Source organism: Amycolatopsis sp. NPDC049159, assembly GCF_040648295.1.
Lineage (GTDB): Bacteria > Actinomycetota > Actinomycetes > Mycobacteriales > Pseudonocardiaceae > Amycolatopsis > Amycolatopsis pretoriensis_A.
Map to the genome: position 1 here is coordinate 655,952 of NZ_JBEZDL010000001.1, position 22,009 is coordinate 677,960.

The 22,009-nt window shown below is 72.6% G+C and carries 22 protein-coding genes; 9 read left to right on the forward strand and 13 right to left on the reverse strand.

Annotated features, from left to right (window positions below; translation table 11 throughout):
• The first annotated feature begins 40 nt into the window (after positions 1–40).
• The gene (gene sigJ / locus AB0B33_RS03115) at positions 41–886 is read left to right on the forward strand and encodes an RNA polymerase sigma factor SigJ (protein WP_360766113.1); all 846 of its coding nucleotides are present in this window, start codon (positions 41–43) and stop codon (positions 884–886) included.
• A gap of 4 nt (positions 887–890) precedes the next feature.
• Here sigJ and AB0B33_RS03120 read toward each other — a convergent pair whose 3' ends face one another.
• The 4 genes from AB0B33_RS03120 to AB0B33_RS03135 all read right to left on the reverse strand — a co-directional run bounded on the left by AB0B33_RS03120 (position 891) and on the right by AB0B33_RS03135 (position 4,680).
• A complete protein-coding gene (locus AB0B33_RS03120) occupies positions 891–1,061 on the reverse strand; it encodes a hypothetical protein (RefSeq protein WP_360766116.1) in 171 nt (56 codons plus the stop codon).
• Between the two features lie 53 nt (positions 1,062–1,114).
• A complete protein-coding gene (locus AB0B33_RS03125) occupies positions 1,115–2,116 on the reverse strand; it encodes an SEFIR domain-containing protein (protein ID WP_360766119.1) in 1,002 nt (333 codons plus the stop codon).
• Between the two features lie 53 nt (positions 2,117–2,169).
• Entirely contained in the window at positions 2,170–4,341 is a 2,172-nt protein-coding gene (locus AB0B33_RS03130) for a helix-turn-helix domain-containing protein (RefSeq protein WP_360766122.1), read from the reverse strand.
• Positions 4,342–4,518: 177 nt separating this feature from the next.
• A complete protein-coding gene (locus tag AB0B33_RS03135) occupies positions 4,519–4,680 on the reverse strand; it encodes a hypothetical protein (RefSeq protein ID WP_360766125.1) in 162 nt (53 codons plus the stop codon).
• Between the two features lie 267 nt (positions 4,681–4,947).
• Here AB0B33_RS03135 and AB0B33_RS03140 point away from each other — a divergent pair, with 267 nt between their 5' ends.
• Complete coding sequence (locus AB0B33_RS03140; protein WP_360766128.1) at positions 4,948–5,922, forward strand: hypothetical protein; 975 nt, start codon at positions 4,948–4,950, stop codon at positions 5,920–5,922.
• 42 nt (positions 5,923–5,964) lie between these two features.
• On the opposite strand, the gene AB0B33_RS03145 is transcribed toward AB0B33_RS03140, so the two are convergent.
• Positions 5,965–7,563: a protein kinase gene (locus AB0B33_RS03145; protein WP_360766131.1), complete on the reverse strand. Its 1,599-nt coding sequence runs from the start codon at positions 7,561–7,563 to the stop codon at positions 5,965–5,967.
• A 2-nt stretch (positions 7,564–7,565) separates the two neighbouring features.
• On the reverse strand, positions 7,566–10,376 hold the full coding sequence (locus tag AB0B33_RS03150) for a toll/interleukin-1 receptor domain-containing protein (protein WP_360766134.1): 2,811 nt from the start codon (positions 10,374–10,376) through the stop codon (positions 7,566–7,568).
• A gap of 348 nt (positions 10,377–10,724) precedes the next feature.
• On the opposite strand from AB0B33_RS03150, the gene AB0B33_RS03155 reads away from it, so the two are divergent.
• Complete coding sequence (locus tag AB0B33_RS03155; RefSeq protein WP_247019617.1) at positions 10,725–11,132, forward strand: hypothetical protein; 408 nt, start codon at positions 10,725–10,727, stop codon at positions 11,130–11,132.
• A 31-nt stretch (positions 11,133–11,163) separates the two neighbouring features.
• The gene (gene shbA / locus AB0B33_RS03160) at positions 11,164–11,814 is read left to right on the forward strand and encodes an RNA polymerase sigma factor ShbA (RefSeq protein ID WP_360766138.1); all 651 of its coding nucleotides are present in this window, start codon (positions 11,164–11,166) and stop codon (positions 11,812–11,814) included.
• A gap of 67 nt (positions 11,815–11,881) precedes the next feature.
• Here shbA and AB0B33_RS03165 read toward each other — a convergent pair whose 3' ends face one another.
• Positions 11,882–12,394, reverse strand: coding sequence for a sigma-70 family RNA polymerase sigma factor (locus tag AB0B33_RS03165; RefSeq protein WP_360766141.1), 513 nt, complete (start codon positions 12,392–12,394; stop codon positions 11,882–11,884).
• 150 nt (positions 12,395–12,544) lie between these two features.
• On the opposite strand from AB0B33_RS03165, the gene AB0B33_RS03170 reads away from it, so the two are divergent.
• Positions 12,545–12,679, forward strand: coding sequence for a hypothetical protein (locus AB0B33_RS03170; protein WP_360766144.1), 135 nt, complete (start codon positions 12,545–12,547; stop codon positions 12,677–12,679).
• Here AB0B33_RS03170 and AB0B33_RS03175 read toward each other — a convergent pair.
• Entirely contained in the window at positions 12,676–13,041 is a 366-nt protein-coding gene (locus AB0B33_RS03175) for an RNA-binding S4 domain-containing protein (protein WP_247019620.1), read from the reverse strand. The two genes, AB0B33_RS03170 and AB0B33_RS03175, sit on opposite strands and share 4 nt — an antisense overlap.
• A gap of 209 nt (positions 13,042–13,250) precedes the next feature.
• On the opposite strand from AB0B33_RS03175, the gene AB0B33_RS03180 reads away from it, so the two are divergent.
• Positions 13,251–14,813 (forward strand): GMC oxidoreductase, encoded by a 1,563-nt coding sequence (locus AB0B33_RS03180; RefSeq protein WP_247019621.1) that lies wholly within the window; start codon positions 13,251–13,253, stop codon positions 14,811–14,813.
• A 49-nt stretch (positions 14,814–14,862) separates the two neighbouring features.
• Here AB0B33_RS03180 and AB0B33_RS03185 read toward each other — a convergent pair whose 3' ends face one another.
• Together AB0B33_RS03185 and AB0B33_RS03190 are read right to left on the reverse strand one after the other, a co-directional pair.
• Entirely contained in the window at positions 14,863–15,348 is a 486-nt protein-coding gene (locus AB0B33_RS03185) for a carboxymuconolactone decarboxylase family protein (protein WP_360766148.1), read from the reverse strand.
• Positions 15,345–16,424, reverse strand: a complete 1,080-nt coding sequence (locus AB0B33_RS03190; RefSeq protein WP_360766151.1) for a dihydrodipicolinate reductase — start codon at positions 16,422–16,424, stop codon at positions 15,345–15,347. The genes AB0B33_RS03185 and AB0B33_RS03190 overlap by 4 nt, the downstream gene beginning before the upstream one ends.
• A gap of 113 nt (positions 16,425–16,537) precedes the next feature.
• Here AB0B33_RS03190 and ilvD point away from each other — a divergent pair, with 113 nt between their 5' ends.
• Positions 16,538–18,229 (forward strand): dihydroxy-acid dehydratase, encoded by a 1,692-nt coding sequence (ilvD, locus tag AB0B33_RS03195; protein WP_360766154.1) that lies wholly within the window; start codon positions 16,538–16,540, stop codon positions 18,227–18,229.
• 21 nt (positions 18,230–18,250) lie between these two features.
• Here the strand turns inward: ilvD and AB0B33_RS03200 are convergent, their stop codons facing one another.
• Together AB0B33_RS03200 and AB0B33_RS03205 are read right to left on the reverse strand one after the other, a co-directional pair.
• The gene (locus tag AB0B33_RS03200) at positions 18,251–19,615 is read right to left on the reverse strand and encodes an AMP-binding protein (protein ID WP_360766157.1); all 1,365 of its coding nucleotides are present in this window, start codon (positions 19,613–19,615) and stop codon (positions 18,251–18,253) included.
• A gap of 13 nt (positions 19,616–19,628) precedes the next feature.
• Positions 19,629–20,042 carry an SsgA family sporulation/cell division regulator gene (locus AB0B33_RS03205; protein ID WP_247019630.1) on the reverse strand — a complete coding sequence of 138 codons (414 nt, stop codon included), beginning with the start codon at positions 20,040–20,042 and terminating at the stop codon, positions 19,629–19,631.
• A gap of 345 nt (positions 20,043–20,387) precedes the next feature.
• On the opposite strand from AB0B33_RS03205, the gene sigK reads away from it, so the two are divergent.
• Together sigK and AB0B33_RS03215 are read left to right on the forward strand one after the other, a co-directional pair.
• Complete coding sequence (gene sigK / locus AB0B33_RS03210) at positions 20,388–20,984, forward strand: ECF RNA polymerase sigma factor SigK (RefSeq protein WP_360766160.1); 597 nt, start codon at positions 20,388–20,390, stop codon at positions 20,982–20,984.
• Positions 20,981–21,682, forward strand: coding sequence for an anti-sigma factor (locus tag AB0B33_RS03215; protein WP_360766163.1), 702 nt, complete (start codon positions 20,981–20,983; stop codon positions 21,680–21,682). The genes sigK and AB0B33_RS03215 overlap by 4 nt, the downstream gene beginning before the upstream one ends.
• Positions 21,683–21,822: 140 nt before the next feature.
• Here AB0B33_RS03215 and AB0B33_RS03220 read toward each other — a convergent pair.
• Positions 21,823–22,009 (reverse strand): hypothetical protein (locus tag AB0B33_RS03220; RefSeq protein ID WP_360766166.1); only part of this gene is annotated, 187 nt, incomplete at its 5' end.

The following is a 22,009-nucleotide window of genomic DNA, read 5'->3' on the forward strand; positions in this document are numbered from 1 at the left end:
GCCGGTGTCACAACCCGGCCCCGGAGCTCGTCAAGGGGTCATGACCACTGCGATCGTGCACGAGCGGCGGCAGCTGACCGGCCTCGCCTACCGGCTGCTCGGCTCGCTCGCCGACGCCGAAGACGTCGTCCAGGAAGCCTTCGGGCGGTGGTACGCGCTGTCCGCACCGCAGCGCGAAGCGATCGAGTCCCCGGGCGCGTGGCTGACGACCGTCGCCGGCCGCATCTGCCTCGACCTGCTCGGGTCGGCGCGGGTCCGGCGGGAGCGGTACGTCGGCGAGTGGCTGCCCGAGCCGGTGCCCGAAGACCCGCTCGGGGATCCCGCCGACCGCGTCGCGCTGGCCGAGTCGGTCACCGTGGCGTTCCTCGTCGTGCTGGACGCGATGACGCCGGCCGAGCGGGTGGCGTTCGTCCTGCACGACGTGTTCGGCTACCCGTTCGCCGAGGTCGCGGCGGTCCTCGACCGGTCGGCGGCCGCGTGCCGCCAGCTCGCCTCCACCGCGCGGCGGCGGGTCCGGCCGGTCCCGCCGCCGTCGCGGGGGAGTGCCGCGGTCGTGCGGGCCTTCAAGGAGGCTTGGGAGGCCAAGGACATCGACGGCCTGCTCGGCCTCCTCGACCCCGACGCCACCGTGACGGCCGACGGCGGAGGCCTGGCGGCCGCGGTGCCGCACCCGGTCGAGGGCGGCGAGCGGGTCGCGCGCTACGCCGTTGGCCTCGCGACCCGCGTGTCCGGGATGACGCTCACCGAGACCGCGGTCAACGGCCGGCCGGGGCTGGTCGCCCGCCAGGAGGGCGTGGTCGTGGCCGTCATCGCGTTCGACGTCGCCGGGGACGCGATCCGGCGCGTGTGGGCGGTGCGGAACCCCGAGAAGCTCCGCCGCTGGTAGCCGGCTAGCCGGACGCCCCCGTGCCGCCCGGCCCGCGCGGTGCGGGCACGACGAAGGCGATCACCCCGGCCGCCAGCCCGACGACCACGGAGAGGTGCACCGCGGTCGGGACGGCGCTGATCAGGAACAGCCGCAGCGACCCCGAAATCAGCAGCCGCCACATCCTCGGGCTCATGATCGACAGTTACCCGGCCCCGGCGGGCGCCAACCCGGCCGCACCGGCCACGATCAGGTGTAGAGCACCGGGTCGCCCCAGCCGAGTTCGGGCAGGCCGTTGGACAGCCCGCCCGCCATCCGCGCGCCGGCGAGCATCGGGTGGACCGTGGTGTCGGTGCGGTAGGCCACGAGCCGCAGCCGGAGCACTTCGGAGACGTCGACGCCGAGGTGCGCCGGCGACCCGAGCTTCACGGTGGCCCCGGGGTGGGCGACGCCGTCGAGGAAGACCTCGAAGTAGCCGGTCTGCTGGGCGTCGCTCGCGTCGTCGAGGACGCCGACCGTCGCTTCGAACTTCTTGTACTTCCGCCCGAGGGTGTATTCGACGACGCCGCGGGGTTCGCTGCAGAACATCGAGCAGCGGTAGGCGATGCCGTTGCCGTAGTGCGTGCCGTCGATGCCGACCGCGCCGAGCCGGACGTCCGGCCCCTTCGAAACCGGCTTCAATTCGTTGGTCAGCAACAGTTTCCGGCGCCGCGCGAGCGGGACGAAACCGGGAACGGCGAACTCCCCCGGCTCGCTGCCGGGCCTGGGGTGTTCGGCCTGGCCGGCGATCGCCCGGATCAGGCTCTGCACGCCGGGATCGTCCAGCTGGAACTGCTGGATCTTGTAGTGCGACGCGGAATAGGGCGTGAGGAAGCCGGGGATCTCTTCGATCGCCCGGCCGGGCAGCACGACGGGGAGGATCCGCGCGGTGTACTCGTCGATGTCGCTGCTGAGCTGGTTGCGCAGGATGGCGCCCTCGAACTGGGCGCCCCAGCCGATCTGCGGCGGCTCGTCGCCGTCGAGCCGCCGCCGGTAGACCGGGGACGCGATCGCGAGCGTGAAGTCGGACTGCTGCAGCTGACGCGCCGCCCACTTCGCCCAGTCGATGCGGTACCCGTCCGCCCACTGGTCCAGGTGCACCTCGAGACCCACGTGCCGGTGCAGGAACTCGGCGAACCGGCGCACGAGTGTCTTGTGGGTCTCGTCGTCGTGCGAATACGACACGAAAACCCGGGGGCGGCGCGTCACCATCGTTCTCCGTCCGCTCGGGGGCGCCACCAGAGTCGGTGTCCCGTGGGTTCTCGTTACGCGTGCCGGGTGCGGGCTTCGCCGATGACGACGGGGTCGAGGTCGGGGTGGATCTTGTCGGCTTGGGCCCAGAACCCGGCCGCCTCCTCGCGCGAACCGCGGGCGGCCGCCACGTTGCCTAGGCCCGTGTACGCGCGTGCCGCCTCATGGCTGCTGTCGCAGGCTTCCGCCCGCGCCGCCGCCTCGCGGTAGGCCGCGGACGCGAGATCGTGCTCGCCGGTGTGGAAACGGGCCCAGCCCAGGCAGTTCAGCGCCATTGCCGCGTCGAAGTCCAGGTCGAGCCGGTCGAACACGGCCAGTGTGCCGGTCGCGAGCTCCGCGGCTTCGGCCGCCTCGCCGAGGCCGACGAGCACCAGGGCGATGCCGCGGTTCGTGATGGCGGCGTTGCGCTCGCTGCCCGTCTGCTCGTAGAACTCCAGCGCCGTCCGCAACGCCCGCAGCGCGGCCGCGTGCTCGCCGCGGTAGTGGTCGGCCCAGGCGTGGTGCGCGAGCGCCGTCGCCTCGCCGTGGCGGTCGCCGATCGCGCGGTACTCCCGCAGCGCTTCGCGGTAGCACTCGGACGCGCCGTCGAGGTCGCCGCGGTCGACCAGTGCGACGCCGAGGTTGGCCGTCGTGGTGGCCAGCGCCCACCGGTCGCCCGCCGCTTCGGCCGCGGCGCGGGCCCAGCGGTGCGTCGCGATCCACGGGTCCCACAGCTTCGCCAGGAAGAAGTAGCCGCGCAGGAAGAACGCGAGCTGCCAGCACCGGTCGTGTTCGCCCAGCTCGCCGGCCCGGCGGCAGAGCGCCACCAGGTTCGGCCACTCGGCGCGGAACCACGTGACGCCGTCGACCGCCGGTGGCTCGGGGAGGCCGGCGGGGTAACCGATGTCCGGGCGGTAGCGCTGCGGGGCCAGTTCCCGGTCGGCCCGTTCGGCCTCCCGGACGGCGAACGCGGCCAGCCTGCCGAACGCCCGTTCCCGCTCGCCCCGTTCGTCGTCCAGGCTCCCGGCGGCGAACTCGCGCAGGAGGTCGTGGAAGCCGTAGCGGTCGGCCGCGGGCTGGGTGACCAGGTACGCCTCGTGCAGCCGGTCGAGCAGCCGGTCGGTCTCCCGCGGCGGGAGCCCGGCCAGCGCGCTCGCCGCGAGGACGTCGAAGTCGCTGCCCGGGTGCAGGGCCAGCAGCCCGAACAGCCGGGCCTCCGCGGCGCCGAGCTGCCGGGCCGACACCGAGAAGACCGCGGACAGGTTGCGTTCGCCGTCGTCGAGCTGGCCGAGCCGGCCGGCTTCGCTCGCCAGCCGGCGGTCGAGTTCGGCCAGGTCCCACGCCGGGTGTGCGCGCAGCCGGGCCGCGGCGATCCGGATGGCCAGCGGCAGCCGGCCGCACCGCTCCGCCACCCGGGCGGCGTCGACCTCGCCGGCCCCGGTCAGCGCGGAGACGAGCTCCGTCGCGGCGGCGGCGGGCAGCACGTCGAGCGAGACGTGCCGGACGTCGTCGAGCGCGCTCAGCCGCGAGCGGGTCGTGACCAGGACGCGGCACTTCGGTTCGGCCGGCAGCAGCGGCCGGACCTGCGCGGCGCTGCCCGCGTTGTCCAGCACGAGCAGCAGGCTGCGGCCGCGCAGCCGCGAGCGGTAGAGGGCGGCGCGGTCGTCGGGGTCGGCCGGGATCCGCTCCGCCGGCACGCCCAGCACGCGCAGCAGGCGGTCGTGCACCGCGGCGGCGGGCACCGGGGTGTCGCCCTGGCCGCGGAGGTCGACGAACAGGCAGCCGTCGGCGAACGCCGCTTCGAGCCGGTGGGCGCAGCGGACCGCGAGCGCGGTCTTGCCGACGCCGCCCATGCCGGAAACGACGCAGACGCCGGCGTCGGCTTCGAGCGCGTCGCGGACCGCCTGCAGTTCGGCGGCCCGGCCGGTGAAGTCCGCGGTCGCCGGCGGCAGCCCCGACGGGCGGACGTCGGGCCGGGTGCGCCGGCGGGCCGGTTCACGCGGGAGCAGCGCGGTGAGCGCCCCGGGCGCGCCGAGTTCGGCCTCGCACAGGGCGGCGAGCGCCGCGTTGGGCGTCGTGAGGCCGGTTTCGACCTTGCTCAGGTAGCCCTTGCTGTAGTGGACGCGGTCCGCCAGTTCCGTGAGGGAGAGGCCGGCGGCACGGCGCAGGCGGCGCAGCTCGGCGCCGAACGTCGCTCGTTCGCTCATCAGCACCCACCCTCGTCGAAGGACAAGTATGGCCGTGGAGACGGTGCCGGGACACCGTCCGGGAAGGCCGGCCGGGGCGGCGGCCCCGGCCGGCTCGTGGTCGTGTCGCATGCCGGCCTCAGCCGAACACGACGGTCAGCAGGGCCAGGACGAGCCCGATGGCGTGGGTCTGCATCGTTACCGCACCTCCTCTCCGTACGCGGCGACCACCGGGGTGAGCTGCTGCGGCGCGCCGGCGAGGACCGGCTGGTGGCTCAGCACGACCCCGGCCACCAGCGCCGCCGCGGTCAGCCGAAAAGCCAGCCGCAGGAGCAGCGAAAACGAACAGACGACCTTCATTTCGACTCCTTCGACTGGGCGCACGCGGGCGCCACTCGGGCACCCGGGAACATCCCGTGGTCTTGTGGTTTATCGCCGCGGAATCGGTGCGGCCCTTGAAGAATGCGGCCGATCGGAACGGTCCGACAAGGAGTTTCCTGTTTCCGCTAACGAGAGGAAAGGAAACCCCGGCATAACGATCCGTTCGTCCCGCCATGATCGACTGGACACCGGCCGCGGGGGTGACGATTATTGATCCCCGTGCGTGGAACGGGCAGGGGAGGAACGGTGGACCTGAGTGCGGCGGACGTGGTCGGTGAGCTGAAGATTCTCCGCAAGGGGAGGGCAATTTTCACCACACCGCTCGGCGATCGGGTCGGCCCGGCGTTGCGCCGCACATGTGGCATTTTGGAAGATGACGACACCGTGGAGATCCGGCGTAAACTCGTGAATCGCTTGCGCCCGCTCGTCGAGACGCTGCCGGAGGACCTGAAGATCGCGCTGCTGGCGGCGTTCGCGCTGGACGAAGCCGCCCGGAAGCCGTTCTACCAGGAGCGGGTGCACTGGGCGGCGATCACGCTGGACCGCGACGACCGCACCGTCCGGCGGCGCATCGACGACGGCATCGAGCAGATCGCGGCAATGGCGGTGGCGGCGGGCAGGCAGCAGTCTCCGTCGCCCTACCCGAGCCGCAGTTGGCACACCGAAGAACTGCGCGTCTCACTGGCGCTGGACCAGCCGGTGGCGGAGGTGTTCGAAATCCGGCGGGTGGTCGCGGACGCGGACGAAATCAGTGAACTCGATCTCGCGCTGACGCTCACGACGCTGGCCAATTCCGGGGATTCGGTGAGTGCGGCGGATCTCGAGGTCGACGTGTTCCACGGCGGTGTGCTCACCAAGCGCGAGATGGAGTCGAGCGACCGCGTCGGCCTCGCGTTGCGATTGCCGGTGCCGTTGCAGCGCGGTCAGCAGCACGAGATCGCACTGCGGTTCCGGGCGCGGCTGCGAGAACCGCATTACGTGTGCGTCCCGCGGCACCCGTGCGAGTTGTTCGACCTGCACGTCCGCTTCCGCGACGAGGTGCCGGACCGGATCGTGCGGCTGGAGCGGGCGTTCCAGAACGACACGCGCGACCGGTTCCCGCGAGGCACGGCACTGACCGCCGACGACGCCGGCGAGGTGCACGTCCAGTTCCGGCACCTGGCCCCGGGCTTCGCCTACGGCATCCGCTGGCAGCCCGGCACCGAACCGCCTCGTGAGTGAGAAACAGTGTCCTGACCCTGTTTCTCACTCACGAGGTCGGGATCAGCCGGTCGGGGCCAGGGACGTCGGCACTTCGCCGGGTACGCCGAGCAGCTTGGCCTCGCCGAGGTTCAGGTAGTTGTCCGTGTCCCCGCAGGTCTGCCCGGCCTTGATCGGCTGCCAGCCGATCTTCAGCCGCAGCACACCGGTGACGTCGAGGTCGACCGCCGTGAGCTTGTTCAGTTCGAGGGTTGCCGAGAACAGCTTTTTGCCGTCGCCGAAGACCTCGAGCTGCACCTTCAGCGAAGAGTCCGCGGAGTTGTCGTCGAGGCCGGCCGAAGCGGTGAACTTCCGGTAGCCCTTCGAGATGTTCCACTCCACCGAACCCGCGTCCGCGCATTCCCGGATTTGCTTGGCCACGGTGTGCAGGTAGGGCTTGCCCGCGATGTTGCCGGTCTGGTGGCTGCCGTCGAAGGACCCGTCGACCGGGCTCACTTCGTCGAGGTACTGCTCGACCGTCGCTTCCCCGGCGGAACCGGAGGCGGGGACTGCCGGAGCGGACGTCGTCGTGCTCGCGCTGGTGGGGGCGGCGGCAGTCACCGTGGCGGTGGGCGGCGCCTGCGTGACCGTCACCGGCGCGGGTGCCGCCGACGGGGTGCCGCCCGAACTCGCCAGCGCCACCGTCGTGACGCCGGCCGCGGCCAGCACCACCGCCGCGGCCGCGAAGGGGATCCACTTCTTCCGCTTCTTCGGGGGTGGGCTGTACAACTGCTCGCCGAACATGTCGTCTCCGATCGGGAAGGGTGGCGGGGCCGCGTGGCTCCGCGCGGTTTCGGTGGGCGGTGGCCGGTCGAGGCGCGGCCCGACGGGGGCCCCGACGAGGTCCGGCAGCAGCGCGGTGAGCACGGTCGCGACCTGGCCCGCCCGCGGCCGCAGCGACGGCTCGACGGCCAGCAGCAGGCGCAGCAGGTCCCACAGCGGCGCCGGGATCTCCCCGGGACGGCCCGGGCCCTCGCCCGCGTCGCGGACGAACCCGCCGGCGAACGGCGCGACCCCGCAGTAGAGCTCGTAGAGCACGACGCCCAGCGAGTAGAGGTCGGCGGCGGGCCCCGGCCGCTCGCCGCGCACGACCTCGGGTGCCGCGTACTTCGACGCGGTCGCCAGCGACGTGTGCGTCCGCCGCGGGGCCAGGAGCGCGACGCCGGTGTCGGTCAGCTTCGGCACCCGCACCGCACCCGTGTCGTCCATCAGCACGTTCGACGGCTTGACGTCGCCGTGCACGACCCCGGTGTCGTGCACCACCTGCAGCGCCGCCGCGATCCCGGCGCCGATCCGGGCGAGCTCGGCGGGCAGCAGCGTCCCCGACGCGCTCAGCCGTTCGCGCAGGGAGCCACCCGGCACCCGGTCGACGACCAGCGCGACGACGTCGCCCTCGACGACGATGTCGTGCAGGGTCACCAGGTGCTCGTGCACCAGCCCGACGAGCGGGGACTGCGCGCGCAGGAACCCTTCGACGGCGTCCCGGTTCCCGGTCAGGCGCGCGTCGAGGAGCTTGACGGCGTACTCGCGGCCGTCGGGGCCGGTGCCGGCGAAGACTTCGCCCGCCGGTCCGCGACCGAGGGGAGGGCCGAGCCGGTAGCGGTCGGCCAGCTGACGTTCCATGGTTATTCGCCTTTCTCGCGGCCCGGCCAGATCAGCCGTTCGACGGTGAACAGCGCGGACACGAACGGCCGCGGGAGCCGCACGACGCGCTTCGCGGCCTGTGCCTTGGCCGACAGTTCGGTGGCCGCACCCAGCGCGTCGACGAGGTCGCGGGCGGCGCCGTCGACCAGCTCGGTCGCCCGCGCGCGCGGGCCGCGGCCGCTCAGCGCCAGTGCGATCCCCAGGTCGAGCCGGGTCTCGACGGTTTCCGGGTGGGTGCGCCCCAGCAGCCGGATCTGCGGTTCGAGGATGTCTTCGAGCAGTTCGGCCTGGCGGCCGAATTCGCGCAGCTGGGCGTGCGCCAGGCCCATGCCGTGCCGGATCCGGTAGCGCAGCGGGTGGTCCGCGCCGAGCACCCGCAGCACGACCTGCTCGGTGGCGGACAGCACGGCCAGTGCCCGCTTCGGCTGGCCGAGGGCCAGCAGGGCGCGGTCGGCGAACACGGCGGCGGTCAAGGTCAGCGGGTTCTCGGAGCCGTACCGCTTCGCGTAGTTCCCCTCGAGCTCCCGCAGCTCGGCCGCCGAACGCTCCCAGTCCGCCGGGGTGGCGCGCAGGTCGCGCAGGTCGAGCGCCAGCATCGCGTCGGCGCGCACGAGCTCGGCTTCGACGCAGCGGGCGTGCCGCTCCCGGCCGGTCGCGTGGTACTCGTCGACGACTTCGCCGGCGACCTCCCGCGCCCGCCGGGGCCGCCCGGCCAGCTGGAGGCTCCGCGCGTACTCGAGGCGGGTGGCCGGCGCGAGCTCGTCGCGGACCGGGCCCGGTGGCGCATCCCGCAGCTCCGCGAGCACGGGGTCGAGGAGTGCGACGGCGTCCCGCGGCCGTCCGCGCAGCCGCCGGGCGACGGCCACGGCGAGCGCGGCCCGGTAGCGCTCTTCGCCCTCGGCCGGGAGGTCGTCGCCGTGCCGCGCCCAGAACGTCCGGTCGGCGCCGGCGTAGTCGCCCTGGCAGTCGAGGGCCTGCGCTTCGGCGAGCCCGGCGGCGTACCGCTCGGCCTCGCCGCCGGCGCGCGCCAGCGCCGCCCGCGCGTGGCCGGCGGCTTCCGCGTACAGCCCGCAGGCGATCTCGACGCGGGCCGCCGCGGTGAAGTCGCCCGAGGTGGCTTCGCCGGTCGCGAGGACGACCGCGTGGACCTCGCCCGCCGTGCCCGGGTCGCCCTGCGTCTCGTACGCCGCGGCCACCGGGCGGAGCAGCCGGACCCGGTGGCCCGGGGCGTGCTCGGCCAGTGCGCGGGCGTGCTGGAGCAGGAAGTCGCGGTCGCCGGGGAGCCGGTCGAGGAGCGCCTCGGCCGCCCGCGTCGCGAACTCGGCGGGGGCGGGTTCGGTGCGCGCGACCTCGACGACGAGGGCCTGCAGCCGCAGTTCGCCGTCGGTCAGGACGGCGAACCCCCGCGTGACGAGGTCGTCGACGGCCGCGGTCAGCTCCGGCGCGCCGACCGGGCCGAGCACCGCGCACGCCAGGTCGGCCGGGAACGGCACCGGGGCCAGCACGGTCCCCAGCCGGACGACGTCGCGGGCCAGCGGGCCGAGTTCGGCGAGCAGGTCGCGGATCGCCTGCGGCGCGGTGTCCGGCAGCGCGGCGAGGACGTCGTCGGTGAGCGGCCCCGGCCGGTGCCGGACCGCGAACGCGGTGGCCCGCAGCGTGACCGGGTGCCCGCCGCAGCGGTCGGCGAAGCGGAGCACGGCTTCGCGTTCGGCGTCGTCGGCCGGCGCCCGGAACTCCGAGAAGAGCCGCAGGCCCTCCTCCGGCGTGAGGCCGGGAAGCTCGATCGTCGCCGCGTCCCACGGCGCGTGCCCGTACCGGCTGGTGATCAGCGTGTGCACCCGGTCGCTCGGCAGCAGCAGCCGGTCGAGGACGGCGGGCGGCAGGCCCGCCGGGACGTCGTCGACGAGCACCAGCACCCGGTCGCCCGCCGCGTCGATCCGGTCGGCGAGCAGCTCGCGCAGGCGGTCGAGGTCCAGCCCGGACACGTCCGTGCCGAGGCGGTCCGCGGCGGCACGGGCGAGGGCGAGCGGGAACTGGGCGAGGAAGTCGTCCGGTTCGTGGTGCCCGAACGGGCCCAGCCGGATCACCCCGCCGCCGAACGCGTCGTGGAACAGGTAGGCGTACTGCTCGGCCAGCGCCGTCTTGCCCGCGCCCGGCAGGCCGCGCAGCACGGCCACCGGCCGCGAATACGCTGTGGCACCCGGGAAAGCGGCCGCGTTCAGTGCACTGTGGACGGACCACAGCTCCGGGTACCGGCCGGCGAGCCGCGGTGGCGGCCGCCGGCCCGGCGGGGCCGTCCGCCCGGTGGGCGCGCCGAGCGGGACGCGGGTGCGCTCCACCTTCCGCCGCACCCGGCCGACCAGCTCCGGCAGCGCGCCGTCGGTCACCGGGCCGGTGCAGAACTTCGCGTCGGCCAGCTCGACCGGTGCGAGGTGGTCGGTCCCCGGTTCCGGGTTGATCACCAGCACGCGGTCTGCCGGGTCGCCGTGGCGCCGCGCGGCGACGAACGCGGCCGTCAATTCCCACTGGCACGCGTACCGGGACGGCAGGATCCGCGAATAGTAGACGAGCAGCACGCGCGAACCGGCGATCGCGTCCGCGAGTTCACGGGTGATCGGTTCGAAAAGGCCGATCCCGGAGTCGCGGAACACGCGAAGCCCGGCGGCGCGCAGCGCTTCTTCGATCCGGTCGACCGCGATCGCGCCGTCGGGGTCGGCCCGGGTGAAACACAGGAACACGTCGAATCGGTCCGCGGTGCGGGTGCCGGACAGACCGGGATCGGGATCCGTCATCGGGGAACACTCTCCGGTGGCGTCAAGTGGGGGCATTTCAGTGGGTGATCATGATGGGGTCCTGGTGGTCGGCGGCGGTACGGGCGGAGGATCGGTGCCGGGCTCGTTTTCGCTACCGCTCTTCGCGCGCCGGCGGGAATTGTCAAGAATTTGACCTGTAGTCCGGTGGTGTCCGCCGGGGCCGCCGAACAGGCGGTTTCTGGTTAACGGACAACTTGTGGACAAGAAGTGCGGCCGTGCAACGCCCCAGGTCAGCGCCTCGATAACCGAATTGTTCGGAGTGCGAATCGTAGGAGCGGACATGGAATGCGCGGATGATCCACAGTGGCCGGTGAGGCGGGCGGACCCGTGACCCTCCTCGTCATCCTGCTCGTGGTCGTCGCGGGCGGCTACCTGTGGTCGGCCGCGACCACCTGTTCGCTGACCGGGTTCGCCCCCGGCGCCACCGTGGTCAGCCAGGTGATGGGGCCGGGGGCGCACGCCGATTTCGCGGCGGCCCTCGCCGCCGTGCCCGGCGTGCGGGTGCTCGAACGGGCCGACGACGCCGTGCTGGTGTCGGCGATGCCGGTGCCCGGGTCGCTGGAGCGCGGGCTGGGGCTGTTCGCCGTCGCCCGGCGCACCGAGGACGACGGGATCGTGCTGCTCGGCCGCGGCAGGCTGCCCGTGGCACCCGGGCTCGAAGCCGCGCTGCGGCAACTGGAACGCGACGTGCGGATGCGGGTCTCGGAGGACCCGCGGTCCGGCGGCGATCGATGACGCCCCTGGTGGCGGACGCGAGGAGGGACCCGTGGAAACCGTGATCTCGGCGCCGGCGGTGCCGGAAGCACTGGACGGCTATTCCGTGCCGGCGGACTTGCCGCGACCGGAGGGCAAGCTGGGGAAGGAGGAGCTCGACCCCGTCGTGGCGGCCGCGCGGGCCGGGGACCCGGAGGCCGTGCAGACGCTGCTGCGGCTGGTCAAGCCCACCGTCGTGCGGTACTGCCGCGCGCGGATCGGCGGGCGCGACCTCTCCTACCTCTCCGCCGACGACGTCGCGCAGGAGGTGTGCCTGGCCGTGCTCAAGGTGCTGCCCGGCTACCAGGACCGCGGGGGCTCGTTCCTGTACCTCGTGCGGGCCATCGCCGCGAACAAGGTCGCCGACGCCTTCCGGTCGGTGGCGCGCGACCGGTCGAAGCCGGTGCCGGAGCTGCCGGACCGCCCGCTCGGCGGCAACGAGCCCGAGAGCCACGTGCTCGACCTCGACCTCGGGGCCCGGCTGGGCAAGCTGCTCGCGCTGCTGCCGCCGCTGCACCGGGAGATCCTGTCGATGCGGATCGTGGTCGGGTTGTCGGCGAACGAGACCGCGGAAGCGCTCGGCATCTCGCCGGGCAACGTCCGGATCACGCAGTACCGCGCGCTGACGAAGCTGCGCGGCATGATCGGCGAACGCGGGCTCTGAGCGCTGCTCCGGCCGGGCTGAAGGGGACTTCGTCTCCCCTTCAGCTCACGGCGCGGGCCTTGCCCGCTCAGCCCGCCACGGCTTTGCGCAGCTGGCTCAGCGCCCGGTGCTGGGCGACGCGCACCGCACCCGGCGTCGACCCGACCGCCTCCGCCGTCTCCTCCGCGGACAGGCCGACGGCGACGCGCAGCACCAGGATTTCCCGCTGCTTCTCCGGCAGGACCCGGAGCAGCTTCGCCATGCGCTCGCCGAGTTCGCGCTGCAGCGCGTGGTGCTCGGGGTCGAGCGCCGCGTCGACCTCGTCCGGCAGCTCGGCGACCGGCTCGGCCCACTGCCGCGCGGCGGCCTTGCGGGCGGCCTCGACCTGGTGGCGCGCGATCCCGCAGACGAACGCCGGGAAGGACCGCTCCGGCCGCCGCCCGGGCAGGGCCTTCAGCACCGCGAGGCAGACCTCCTGCACGACGTCGTCGGGATCCTGCCCGGTGCCGAGCCGGGCCCGGCAGTAGCGCACCACGAGCGGCCGCACCGCGGCCAGCAACCGGTCCGGGCCGGCCGGTTCCCGGGCAGCGCTGCTCGTCATGACGTCCTCTCCCCATCGCCCACGCCGGCGGATCGCGCACCGGCAGGGGGACTACCCGTTTTCCGGACGGCCCGACCCGCGCCCGCCGAATTCCCCGCTCTGTCCGGGCAAGCCGCGCCGCCGACGGTGATCCCTCGATCAAGTCACCGGATGACCATCGGCGGCTCGGGCCCGCGCGGTGCGAGCCGACGCCGAGCGCGGATCCTGGAGGTCGCGCGCACGGCGCCGAAGGCGTCCAGTGCCGAGCCGGCGTTGCTGCCGGGCGTCGTGAAGCCGCCGGCCTAGGGCTCCTGCTGCCGGAACGCGTCCAGCACGCGACGCTCCCTTTTGGTCGGCCGCCCCGCGCCGCGGTCCCGGCGGGCGACCGGGATCGCCGTCTCCGGCGGGGGTTTCGGGGTGCGGTCCACGTAGCACGTCGCCGCGTCCGGGGCGCCGACGCGCTTCTGGATCACGCGGACCACGTCGAGGACCTTGGTCGTGCCGGCGATGCGCAGGCGCACTTCGTCGCCCGGGACGACGGTCGTCGCGGGCTTCGCGGGTTTGTCGTTGACGCGCACGTGCCCGCCGCGGCACGCCGCCGCGGCGTCCGGTCGGGTCTTCGTCAGCCGGACCGCCCACAGCCAGCGGTCCACACGGGTCGACTCCACAGTCGTCCATCATGGCCCATTCAGCGGAACTCCCGCACAACCCGGCGATGTTACTCATGGGTATATGTCGACTTGTCTGCACCACTGAGCTATAACCTGTTCTAATATACCTCAACGGTGAGGACTATCACATGCGCGACGAATCCATGTGGAGTACAGCTTCTGGGGGAGTTTCCCGCCGTCTCTTCATCGCAGGAACCGGTTCTATCTTGGCCGGCGCCGCGCTGGCCGGCCGAGCGTCGGCCACGACCGCCGGAGCGGCCACCAAGGCCGCCATCCCCGACGGCGCCTCGGTCTCCGCGCTGGTGATCGGCACCGGCTACGGCGGCTCGGTCGCCGCGCTCCGGCTCGCGGAGGCCGGCGTCGACGTGCACATGGTCGAAATGGGCATGGCCTGGGACACGCCCGGCTCGGACGGCAAGATCTTCGCCAACACGACCACCCCCGACCAGCGCTCGTTCTGGTTGCGCACCAAGACGAAGCAGCCGCTGTCCAACTTCCTCGGGTTCCCCATCGACCGGGACATCCCGCGCTACACCGGCATCCTCGACGCCGAGGAGTTCAGCGGCATCACCGTCTACCAGGGCCGCGGGGTCGGCGGCGGCTCGCTCGTCAACGGCGGCATGGCCGTCACGCCCAAGCGGGAGAACTTCGGCGCGATCCTCCCGACGGTCAACGCGGACGAGATGTACAACACCTACTACCCGCGCGCCAACGCCGGGCTCGGCGTCGCCACCATCCGCCCGGCCTGGTTCGACACCACCGACGCCTACCAGTACGCCCGCGTGGGCCGGAAACAGGCGCAGCGGTCCGGGTTCCCGTTCGTGTTCGTGCCGGACGTGTACGACTGGAACTACATGGAGCAGGAAGCCGCGGGCACCGTGCCGAAGTCGGCGCTGGCCGGGGAAATCCTGTACGGCAACAACTACGGCAAGAAGTCCCTGCAGAAGACCTACCTCCCGCGGATCGCCGCGACCGGCCGCGTCACCATCTCCCCGCTGCACCGCGTGACGCAGGTGGTGCCCGCGTCCGGCGGCGGCTACACGGTGACGATCGAGCAGCTGACCACCGCGGGCGCGGTGGCCACCACCAAGACCGTGACCGCGGCCAAGGTGTTCTTCGCCGCCGGCAGCGTCGGGACGAGCAAGCTGCTGGTGAAGCTGAAGGCGACCGGCGCGCTGCCCAACCTGAACGGCGAGGTCGGCAAGGGCTGGGGCGACAACGGGAACGTGATGTGCGGGCGCGCCAACCACATCTGGGACCCGACGGGCAGCCTCCAGTCGTCCATCCCGTGCGGTGGCATCGACAACTGGAACGCGGGTGGTGCCTTCGCGGAGGTCGCGCCGCTGCCGACCGGGATCGAGACGTGGGCGTCGTTCTACCTGTCGATCACGAAGAACCCGAACCGCGCGCAGTTCACCTGGAACCCCACCACGCGCGCGGTCGAGCTGAACTGGCAGACGGCGTGGAAGCAGCCGTCGATCGACATGGCGAAGACCATCTTCGACAAGATCAACTCGACGGAGGGGACGATCTACCGGACAGACCTCTTCGGCGTGTACAAGATCTGGGGCGACCATCTCACCTACCACCCGCTCGGCGGCGCGGTGCTCGGCAAGGCGACCGACAACTACGGCAGGCTCGCCGGCCACCCGGGCCTGTACGCGATCGACGGCTCGCTGATCCCGGGCAACACCAGCGTCAACCCGTTCGTCACGATCACGGCGCTGGCCGAGCGCAACATCGAAAAGATCATCGCGACCGACTTCTAGCCCCACCCGGGTCGTGCGTGGTCAGGGCGGTCAGAACCGCCCTGACCACTCACGACCGGTGGGACGGCAGGACGCAGACGACGTCGAGACCCAGGACGTGGTTGAGGCGCCCGAAAGCCAGCCACGCGCCGAGGCTCATGCTGAGCTCGACGATCTCCTGCTGGCTGTAGCAAGCGGACATCCGCTTCCAGAACTCGTCGTCCAGGTTGTGGTGGTCGAGGGTGTACCGCTCGGCGTACTCGGCCGCGAGGCGGGTGCGCTCGTCGAAGCGGTCCGTCGTGCGCCACTCGAGAACGGCGTCCGCGAACTCCTCCTCGACCTTCTGCCCGTCGCGTTCGGTCCGCCAGTCCAGGCAGAAGACGCACCCGTTGAGCTGCGCGATCCGCAGCCGGGCGGCCTCGAACTCCCGCAGCCCCAGCGTGGTGTGCTCGTACACCGCGAGCGAGAACTGCGAAGCGGCGATCCCGATGCCGGGCACCAGCTCGCCCCACACGTACCCGATCGGGTCCTTGCCCTCGGGGATGTCGATGTTCACGAGCGCCTCCTTCCGAGCTTGCCGGCTGCCGGGCGCAGCGGGACGTCGAGTGCGTCGTAGAGACCGGGTTCCGCGCCGGCCAGCCAGTCGATGGCGCCGACGAGCCGGCCGACGGCGGTCGCGTTGCCGCCCGCGGACCGGTTTTCGCCTTCGTCGGAAGCTTCAACGCTGACCTCGATGCGCGGCCGGCCTTCGATGATCACGCGGTGGGCGCCGTCCCCGCTCGGCGGCGTCGGCCAGTCCGGCGCGCACGACGGGTGGATGCGGGTGACGTGCTCGACGACGATCCGCGGCTCGCCGTCGACGATCCCCTGGACCTCGAACCGCACCGCGCCCTGCGTGCCCTTTTCGAACTCGCCCATGGTCCGCGTGGACACGGTTTCCCCCAGGGGCCGCCGGTCGAGCGTCTCGCGCAGCTCGTCCACCTCGACGCCGAGGCCGCGCGCGATCAGCCGCACCTGGCCGCCCCACACCATCGACGGCACGCCGGTCATCAGCATCGGCGGGTCGTAGTCCATCGGCTGGCCCATGCCGACCAGGTACCGGACGGAGTCGGGCTGCTCGTAGGTCGAGTAGTCGAAGATCTCCTGGCAGCGGATGACGTCGACGTCGGTGCCGAGCCCGCTGATCAGCAGCGGCAGCACGTCGTTGCCCCAGCCGGGGTCGACGCCGGAGACGAACAGCGAGCCGCCGCCCTCGTCGATCGCCTTCAGCACCGGGTCGCGCAGCTCCGGCGGCGCGTTGCGCTGGTCGTAGAGCGGGTAGAGGGCCGGCGTCACGACGACCGCGCCCGCCCGGACGGCCCGCACGATGTCGGCGAACGCGCCGTCGAACCGGACGTCACCGGAAGCGGCGTAGACCACAGCTCCCGGGCTCGCCGCAAGCACCGTCTCGACGTCGTCGGTCGCTTCGACCCCCAGTTCGACGTCGAGCCCGGCCAGCGCGCCCGCGTCCTTGCCGACCTTCGCCGGGTCGTGGACGAGCACCGCGGTGAGCTTCAGCGCCGGATGGGCGTCGACGGCCCGGATTGCCGCACGGCCGACGTTGCCCGTGCCCCACACCACTGTGGCGATCATGGCCCGAGTTTTCGCCCGTGCGCGACGGTCCGGGAAGAGATTCGTTCCGCCCAGCGGACCGTCCCGACGTTGGTAGCATGCAGTTCGTCCGGACGTCGTATCGGAGGCCCACGATGACGATCGACCCCAAGCCCCGCAGCCGCACGGTGACCGACGGGATCGAGGCGGCACCCGCCCGCGGCATGCTCCGCGCCGTCGGGATGGGGGACGGCGACTGGCGCAAGCCGATCATCGGCGTCGCCAGTTCCTGGAACGAGATCACGCCGTGCAACCTGTCGCTGGACCGGCTGGCGCAGGCGTCGAAGGAAGGCGTGCACGCGGCCGGCGGCTACCCGCTGCAGTTCGGCACGATCTCGGTGTCCGACGGCATCTCCATGGGCCACGACGGCATGCACTTCTCGCTGGTTTCACGCGAGGTCATCGCCGACTCCGTCGAGACGGTCATGCAGGCCGAGCGGCTCGACGGCTCGATCCTGCTGGCCGGCTGCGACAAGTCGCTGCCCGGCATGCTGATGGCCGCGGCGCGCCTCGACCTGGCGTCGGTGTTCCTCTACGCGGGTTCGATCGCCCCTGGCTGGGTGAAGCTCACCGACGGCACCGAGAAGGACGTCACGCTGATCGACGCCTTCGAGGCCGTCGGCGCGTGCCGGGCCGGGCGGCTCAAGACCGATGACCTGGACCGCATCGAACGCGCCATCTGCCCCGGTGAGGGCGCCTGCGGCGGCATGTACACGGCGAACACGATGGCTTCGGCCGCCGAGGCGATGGGCATGAGCATGCCCGGCTCGGCCGCGCCGCCGTCCGCGGACCGCCGCCGCGACCACTACGCGCACCTTTCGGGTGAAGCCGTGGTCGGCCTGCTCGAGAAGGGCATCACCGCGCGGGACATCCTCACGCGCGAGGCGTTCGAGAACGCGATCACCGTCATCATGGCCCTCGGCGGCTCGACCAACGCCGTGCTGCACCTGCTGGCCATCGCGCACGAGGCGAAGGTCGAGCTCACCCTCGACGACTTCAACCGCGTCGGCGACCGCGTGCCGCACCTGGGCGACCTGAAGCCGTTCGGCAAGTACGTCATGAACGACATCGACCGCCACGGCGGCATCCCGGTGCTGATGAAGGCGCTGCTCGACGAGGGCCTGCTCCACGGCGAAGCGCTGACCGTCACCGGCCGCACGGTCGCGGAGAACCTCGCCGAGCTGGACCCCGAGCCGATCGACGGCGAGGTCCTGCGCCGGCTGGACAACCCGCTGCACCCGACCGGCGGCATCACCATCCTGCGCGGCTCGCTCGCCCCCGAGGGCGCCGTGGTGAAGTCCGCGGGCTTCGACACCGCCAACTTCGAGGGCCCGGCGCGCGTGTTCGAACGCGAGCAGGAGGCGATGGCGGCGCTGAACGAAGGCCGCATCGAGGCCGGCGACGTCGTCATCATCCGCTACGAGGGCCCCAAGGGCGGCCCGGGCATGCGGGAGATGCTGGCGATCACGGCAGCGATCAAGGGCGCCGGCCTCGGCCGCGACGTCCTGCTGCTGACCGACGGCCGCTTCTCCGGCGGCACCACCGGCCTGTGCATCGGCCACGTAGCCCCGGAGGCGGTCGACGGCGGCCCGATCGCCTTCGTCCGCACCGGCGACCGGATCGCTGTGGACATCAAAGCGCGCAGCATCGACCTGCTGGTCGACGCGGCCGAGCTGGCGCGGCGGCGCGAGGGCTGGGAGCCGCTGCCGAACAAGTTCCCGGAGGGCGTGCTCGGCAAGTACGCGAAGCTGGTCCGCTCGTCGTCCTACGGAGCGGTCACGAGCTGAACGAGGGCGGGCGCGGCCCCCTCACGAGCTGAACGCGGCCCGCAGCGCGCGCTTGTCGACCTTCCCGACTTCCGTGAGCGGTAGCGCGTCGAGGAAGTCCACGCCCGCCGGAACGTAGTGCTCCCGGCCGAAGGCGGCCCTCGCGTGGGCCCGGACCTCCTCGGCGGTGACCTCCCCAGCGGCGACGACGACGGCGTGCAGCAGCTGGCCGTCCAGGCCGGGAACGCCGAACACGGCCGCGCTCGTGATCGACGGGTGGGTCGCGATGGCGTGCTCCACCACGGTCGTGGGGACCTTCGTGCCGTGCTCGCCGACCACGACGACGTCGTCCGCGCGGTCGAGCAGGGAGAGGTAGCCCTCGGCGTCGAAGCGGCCGAGGTCGCCGGTGCGGAGCCAGCCGGGGCCGATCTCCGGGCCGCCGAGGTAACCGTCCATCATGGACAGTCCGCGCACCTCGACCTCGCCGTCGGCGGTGAGGCGGGCTTCCATGCCGGGCACGATCCGCCCGACCGAGCCCAGCCGCTCCGGGCGGTCGATCAGCTCGGCCGCGGAGATGCTCGCGATCATCGGGGCCTCGGTGAGGCCGTAGCCCTGGCCGACGACCGGCCCGAACACGTCAAGGGCCTGCGCGAGCCGGTGCGGTGGCAGCGGCGCGGCGCCGAGGGACAGCGAGCGGACGCTGCTCAGGTCGGTGGCCGGCCGCGCGGGGTGGTCGAGGACCGCCGCCAGGCGCGGTGGGGTCAGCGAGAGCGTGTCGATCCGGTGCTCCTGGATCGCGGCGAGGACCGCGCCCGCGTCGAAGCCGTCGTGCACCACGACGGTGTCGCGCCGCAGCAGCGCGCCGAGCACGGTGGCGTTGCCGGTCATGTGCGTCATCGGGGCGACGAGCAGCGTGCGGCCCGGGCCGTCCGGCGACGGCGCGAAGATGTGCGCCATGCCGTCGTAGATGCCGCTGTGGCGGATGAGCTTCGGGGTGCCGGTGGTGCCGCCGGTGGGGAAGAGGAGACGGACCGTTTCCGGCGGGTCGAGCGGCTCCGGCTCGCCGTCGAGCTCGGGGAGCGTCCGGACGTCGGTGCCCGGCCAGTGCTGCGGGCGGTCGGTGACGACGGTGGTCACGCCCGCCCGTTCGTAGCGCTCGCCGTCCGGTGCGGACGCCGGCACCAGCAGGACGGTCGCCCCGCGCAGCAGGGCGGCGAGCTGGACCAGGACCGTCTCCGGGCGGTTGCGGAGGTCGACCGCGACGACGCCGGTGCCGCCGAGGCCCGCGTGCAGCCGGCGGAGGCGGGCGCGGGCCTGGTGGTAGGTCGTGACGCCGCCGGAGATGAACAGGGGGCGGTCGCCGCCGTCGTCGAGCGCGGCGAGGACCTCCGTCAGGAAGTAGCTCACCCGGCGACGGTACTCAGTCCTGGTAGGAGAGCTTTTCGAGTTCGGTGTCGAAGTCGAACCAGTCGCTCTCGCTGCCGGCCGGCACGACGTCGTAGGTCCGGTCGAGGAACGCCGCGATCTCCTTCGCGGGCGCTTCGAGCACGGCGGCGCCGTCGGGGGAGTTCAGCTCCACGACGACGAGGGCGGGGTCGCCGGCCGGCCCGATGCGGACGTCGCCGTCGCCGCAGCGCGCGAGGAGGCCGTCGGCCAGCAGGTCGCGGCCGAAGAGCCAGCGGACCGCGCTCGGGCCGGCGTGCAGCACCACGGCGACCGCGTACGGGTCACGGGTGTCGTAGGCCAGCTCGGCGGGCACCGGCCGCGGACCGGCCCCGAAGGTGCGCAGGGCGAAGTCGATGCTGGCGCTGGTCTGGCTGTGCGGGTCGGTCATCGGACCGCCTTTGCTACTCGTCGGTTAACTTCGGCTGGTTCCACAGATAACGCATAGTGAGTTCAACGCCCAGCGTTCCGAAAAACTTTCACACTTCGGGGTGATCAAGAAGTGTCGGAGGTCACCGCCGGCGTGGCCGAACGGGCACTTTCTCACGCACCGTGACGCGCCCCGGGAACTTCGCGTCCCGAGTTTTCGGAGCTGCCCGGGGGCCGGATGGGTCGGCGCCCCGGAGTTGGGCCTTCCGGGTGGGAAGGACCACTGCGCACCAGTCCGCGCCGCCGTCCAGCCGCGAACCCCTGTCGAGGCCGGAGGGCGTGGTGGGTGACGTGGAGGTTGCCGGACATGGGTGAACGTGGACGGCTACGGCTGCATCCGGGTGAGGTGCCGGTGCCCGCGCCGGGTGCCGAAGAACTGCTCGGGCGGGTGGCGGTGGGGGACGAGACGGCGTTCTCGGCGCTCTACGACCTGATCGCCGGCCCGGTGCTCGGGCTGGTGACGCGCGTGCTGCGCAACCACGCGCAAGCCGAGGAAGTGGCTCAGGAGGTTCTGGTGGAGGTGTGGCGCAAGGCCGCGAGGTACGTCCCGGAGCGCGGGAGCGCGCTTTCGTGGGTGCTGACGATCGCGCACCGCCGGGCCGTGGACCGCGTGCGTTCGCACCAGGCCGTGCTCGACCGCGAAGACCGGGCGGGCCGGATGGACGTGCGGCGGCCGTTCGACGAGGTCACCGAGTCCACTTTGGCCGGTCTGGACCAGCAGCGGGTGCGGCAGTGCCTGTCCGCGCTCACCGACCTGCAGCGCGAGTCGATCGTGCTCGCCTACTACAACGGCTACACCTACCCCGAAGTCGCCGAGGTGCTGAAGGTGGCGCCGGGAACCGTGAAGACCCGGATCCGCGACGGCCTGATCCGGCTGCGTGACTGCCTGGGGGTGGACCGATGACCGCCGAGCTGCACACGCTGACCGGGGCCTACGCGCTCGACGCCGTGTCCGATGTGGACCGGGCCGAGTTCGAACGGCACCTCGGGGAGTGCCCGGCCTGCCGCCAGGAGGTCGAGGAACTGCGCGCGACCGGCGCCCGCCTCGGCGCGGCCGCCGAAGTGACGCCGCCGCCGGAGCTGAAGCTGGTCGTGCTCGCCGACGTGGCCCGCACCCGCCAGCTGCCGCCGAGGGTGCCGGTGGTCCGCAAGCTCAGCCGCGCCAAGACGTGGCAGCTGCGCATCGCGCTGTTCGGCGCCGCGGCGGCGGCCGTGGTGGCGGTGATCGTGGCCGGCGTGCAGACCACGACCACGGTCCCGCAGCAGAAGGCCGACCCGGTGCTGGCCGCCCCGGACGCCACGGCGATCCAGGGCTCCGGCCAGGGCAGCGCGACGCTCGTGGTGTCCCGCAGCCGGAAGCAGGCGGTCCTGCTCGCGTCCGGGCTGCCGGCCCTCGACGCGGCCCACGTCTACCAGGTCTGGCTGATCGGCAAGGGCGGCGCGCACTCGGCCGGCCTGATGCAGCCGGAGTCCCCGGACCGCATGCGCCCCATGCGGGCGGAGCTGCCCCCGGGCGTCGACCGCATCGGGATCACGGTCGAGCCCGCGGGCGGTTCCCCGGGCCCGACGACCCCGGCGGTCACCCGGATCGACCTGACCTGATCTGACCTGATCTGACGACCGGGCGTCACTGTCGTTTTCCATTTCCAGGGCCGCGCTTTCCCAAAACGGTGATCTGGATCACCTGATCGGGTGCCAATCCGATTTCCGCGTAGTTCCGAATACCCGTCAAGAAGAAGTTCTCAGCTGATTGTGGGAGTGATTTTTGTGACCAAGCTTCGTGTCGCCGGAATCGGCGTCGCCGCTGTCGCCGCCCTTTCGCTGGCCGCGTGCAGCAGCAGCGACACCGCTTCGTCGGGCAGCTCCAGCGCGCCGGCCCCGTCCTCCTCGGTGGCCGCCCCGTCGTCCAGCGCCGCCGCGGGTGGCGAT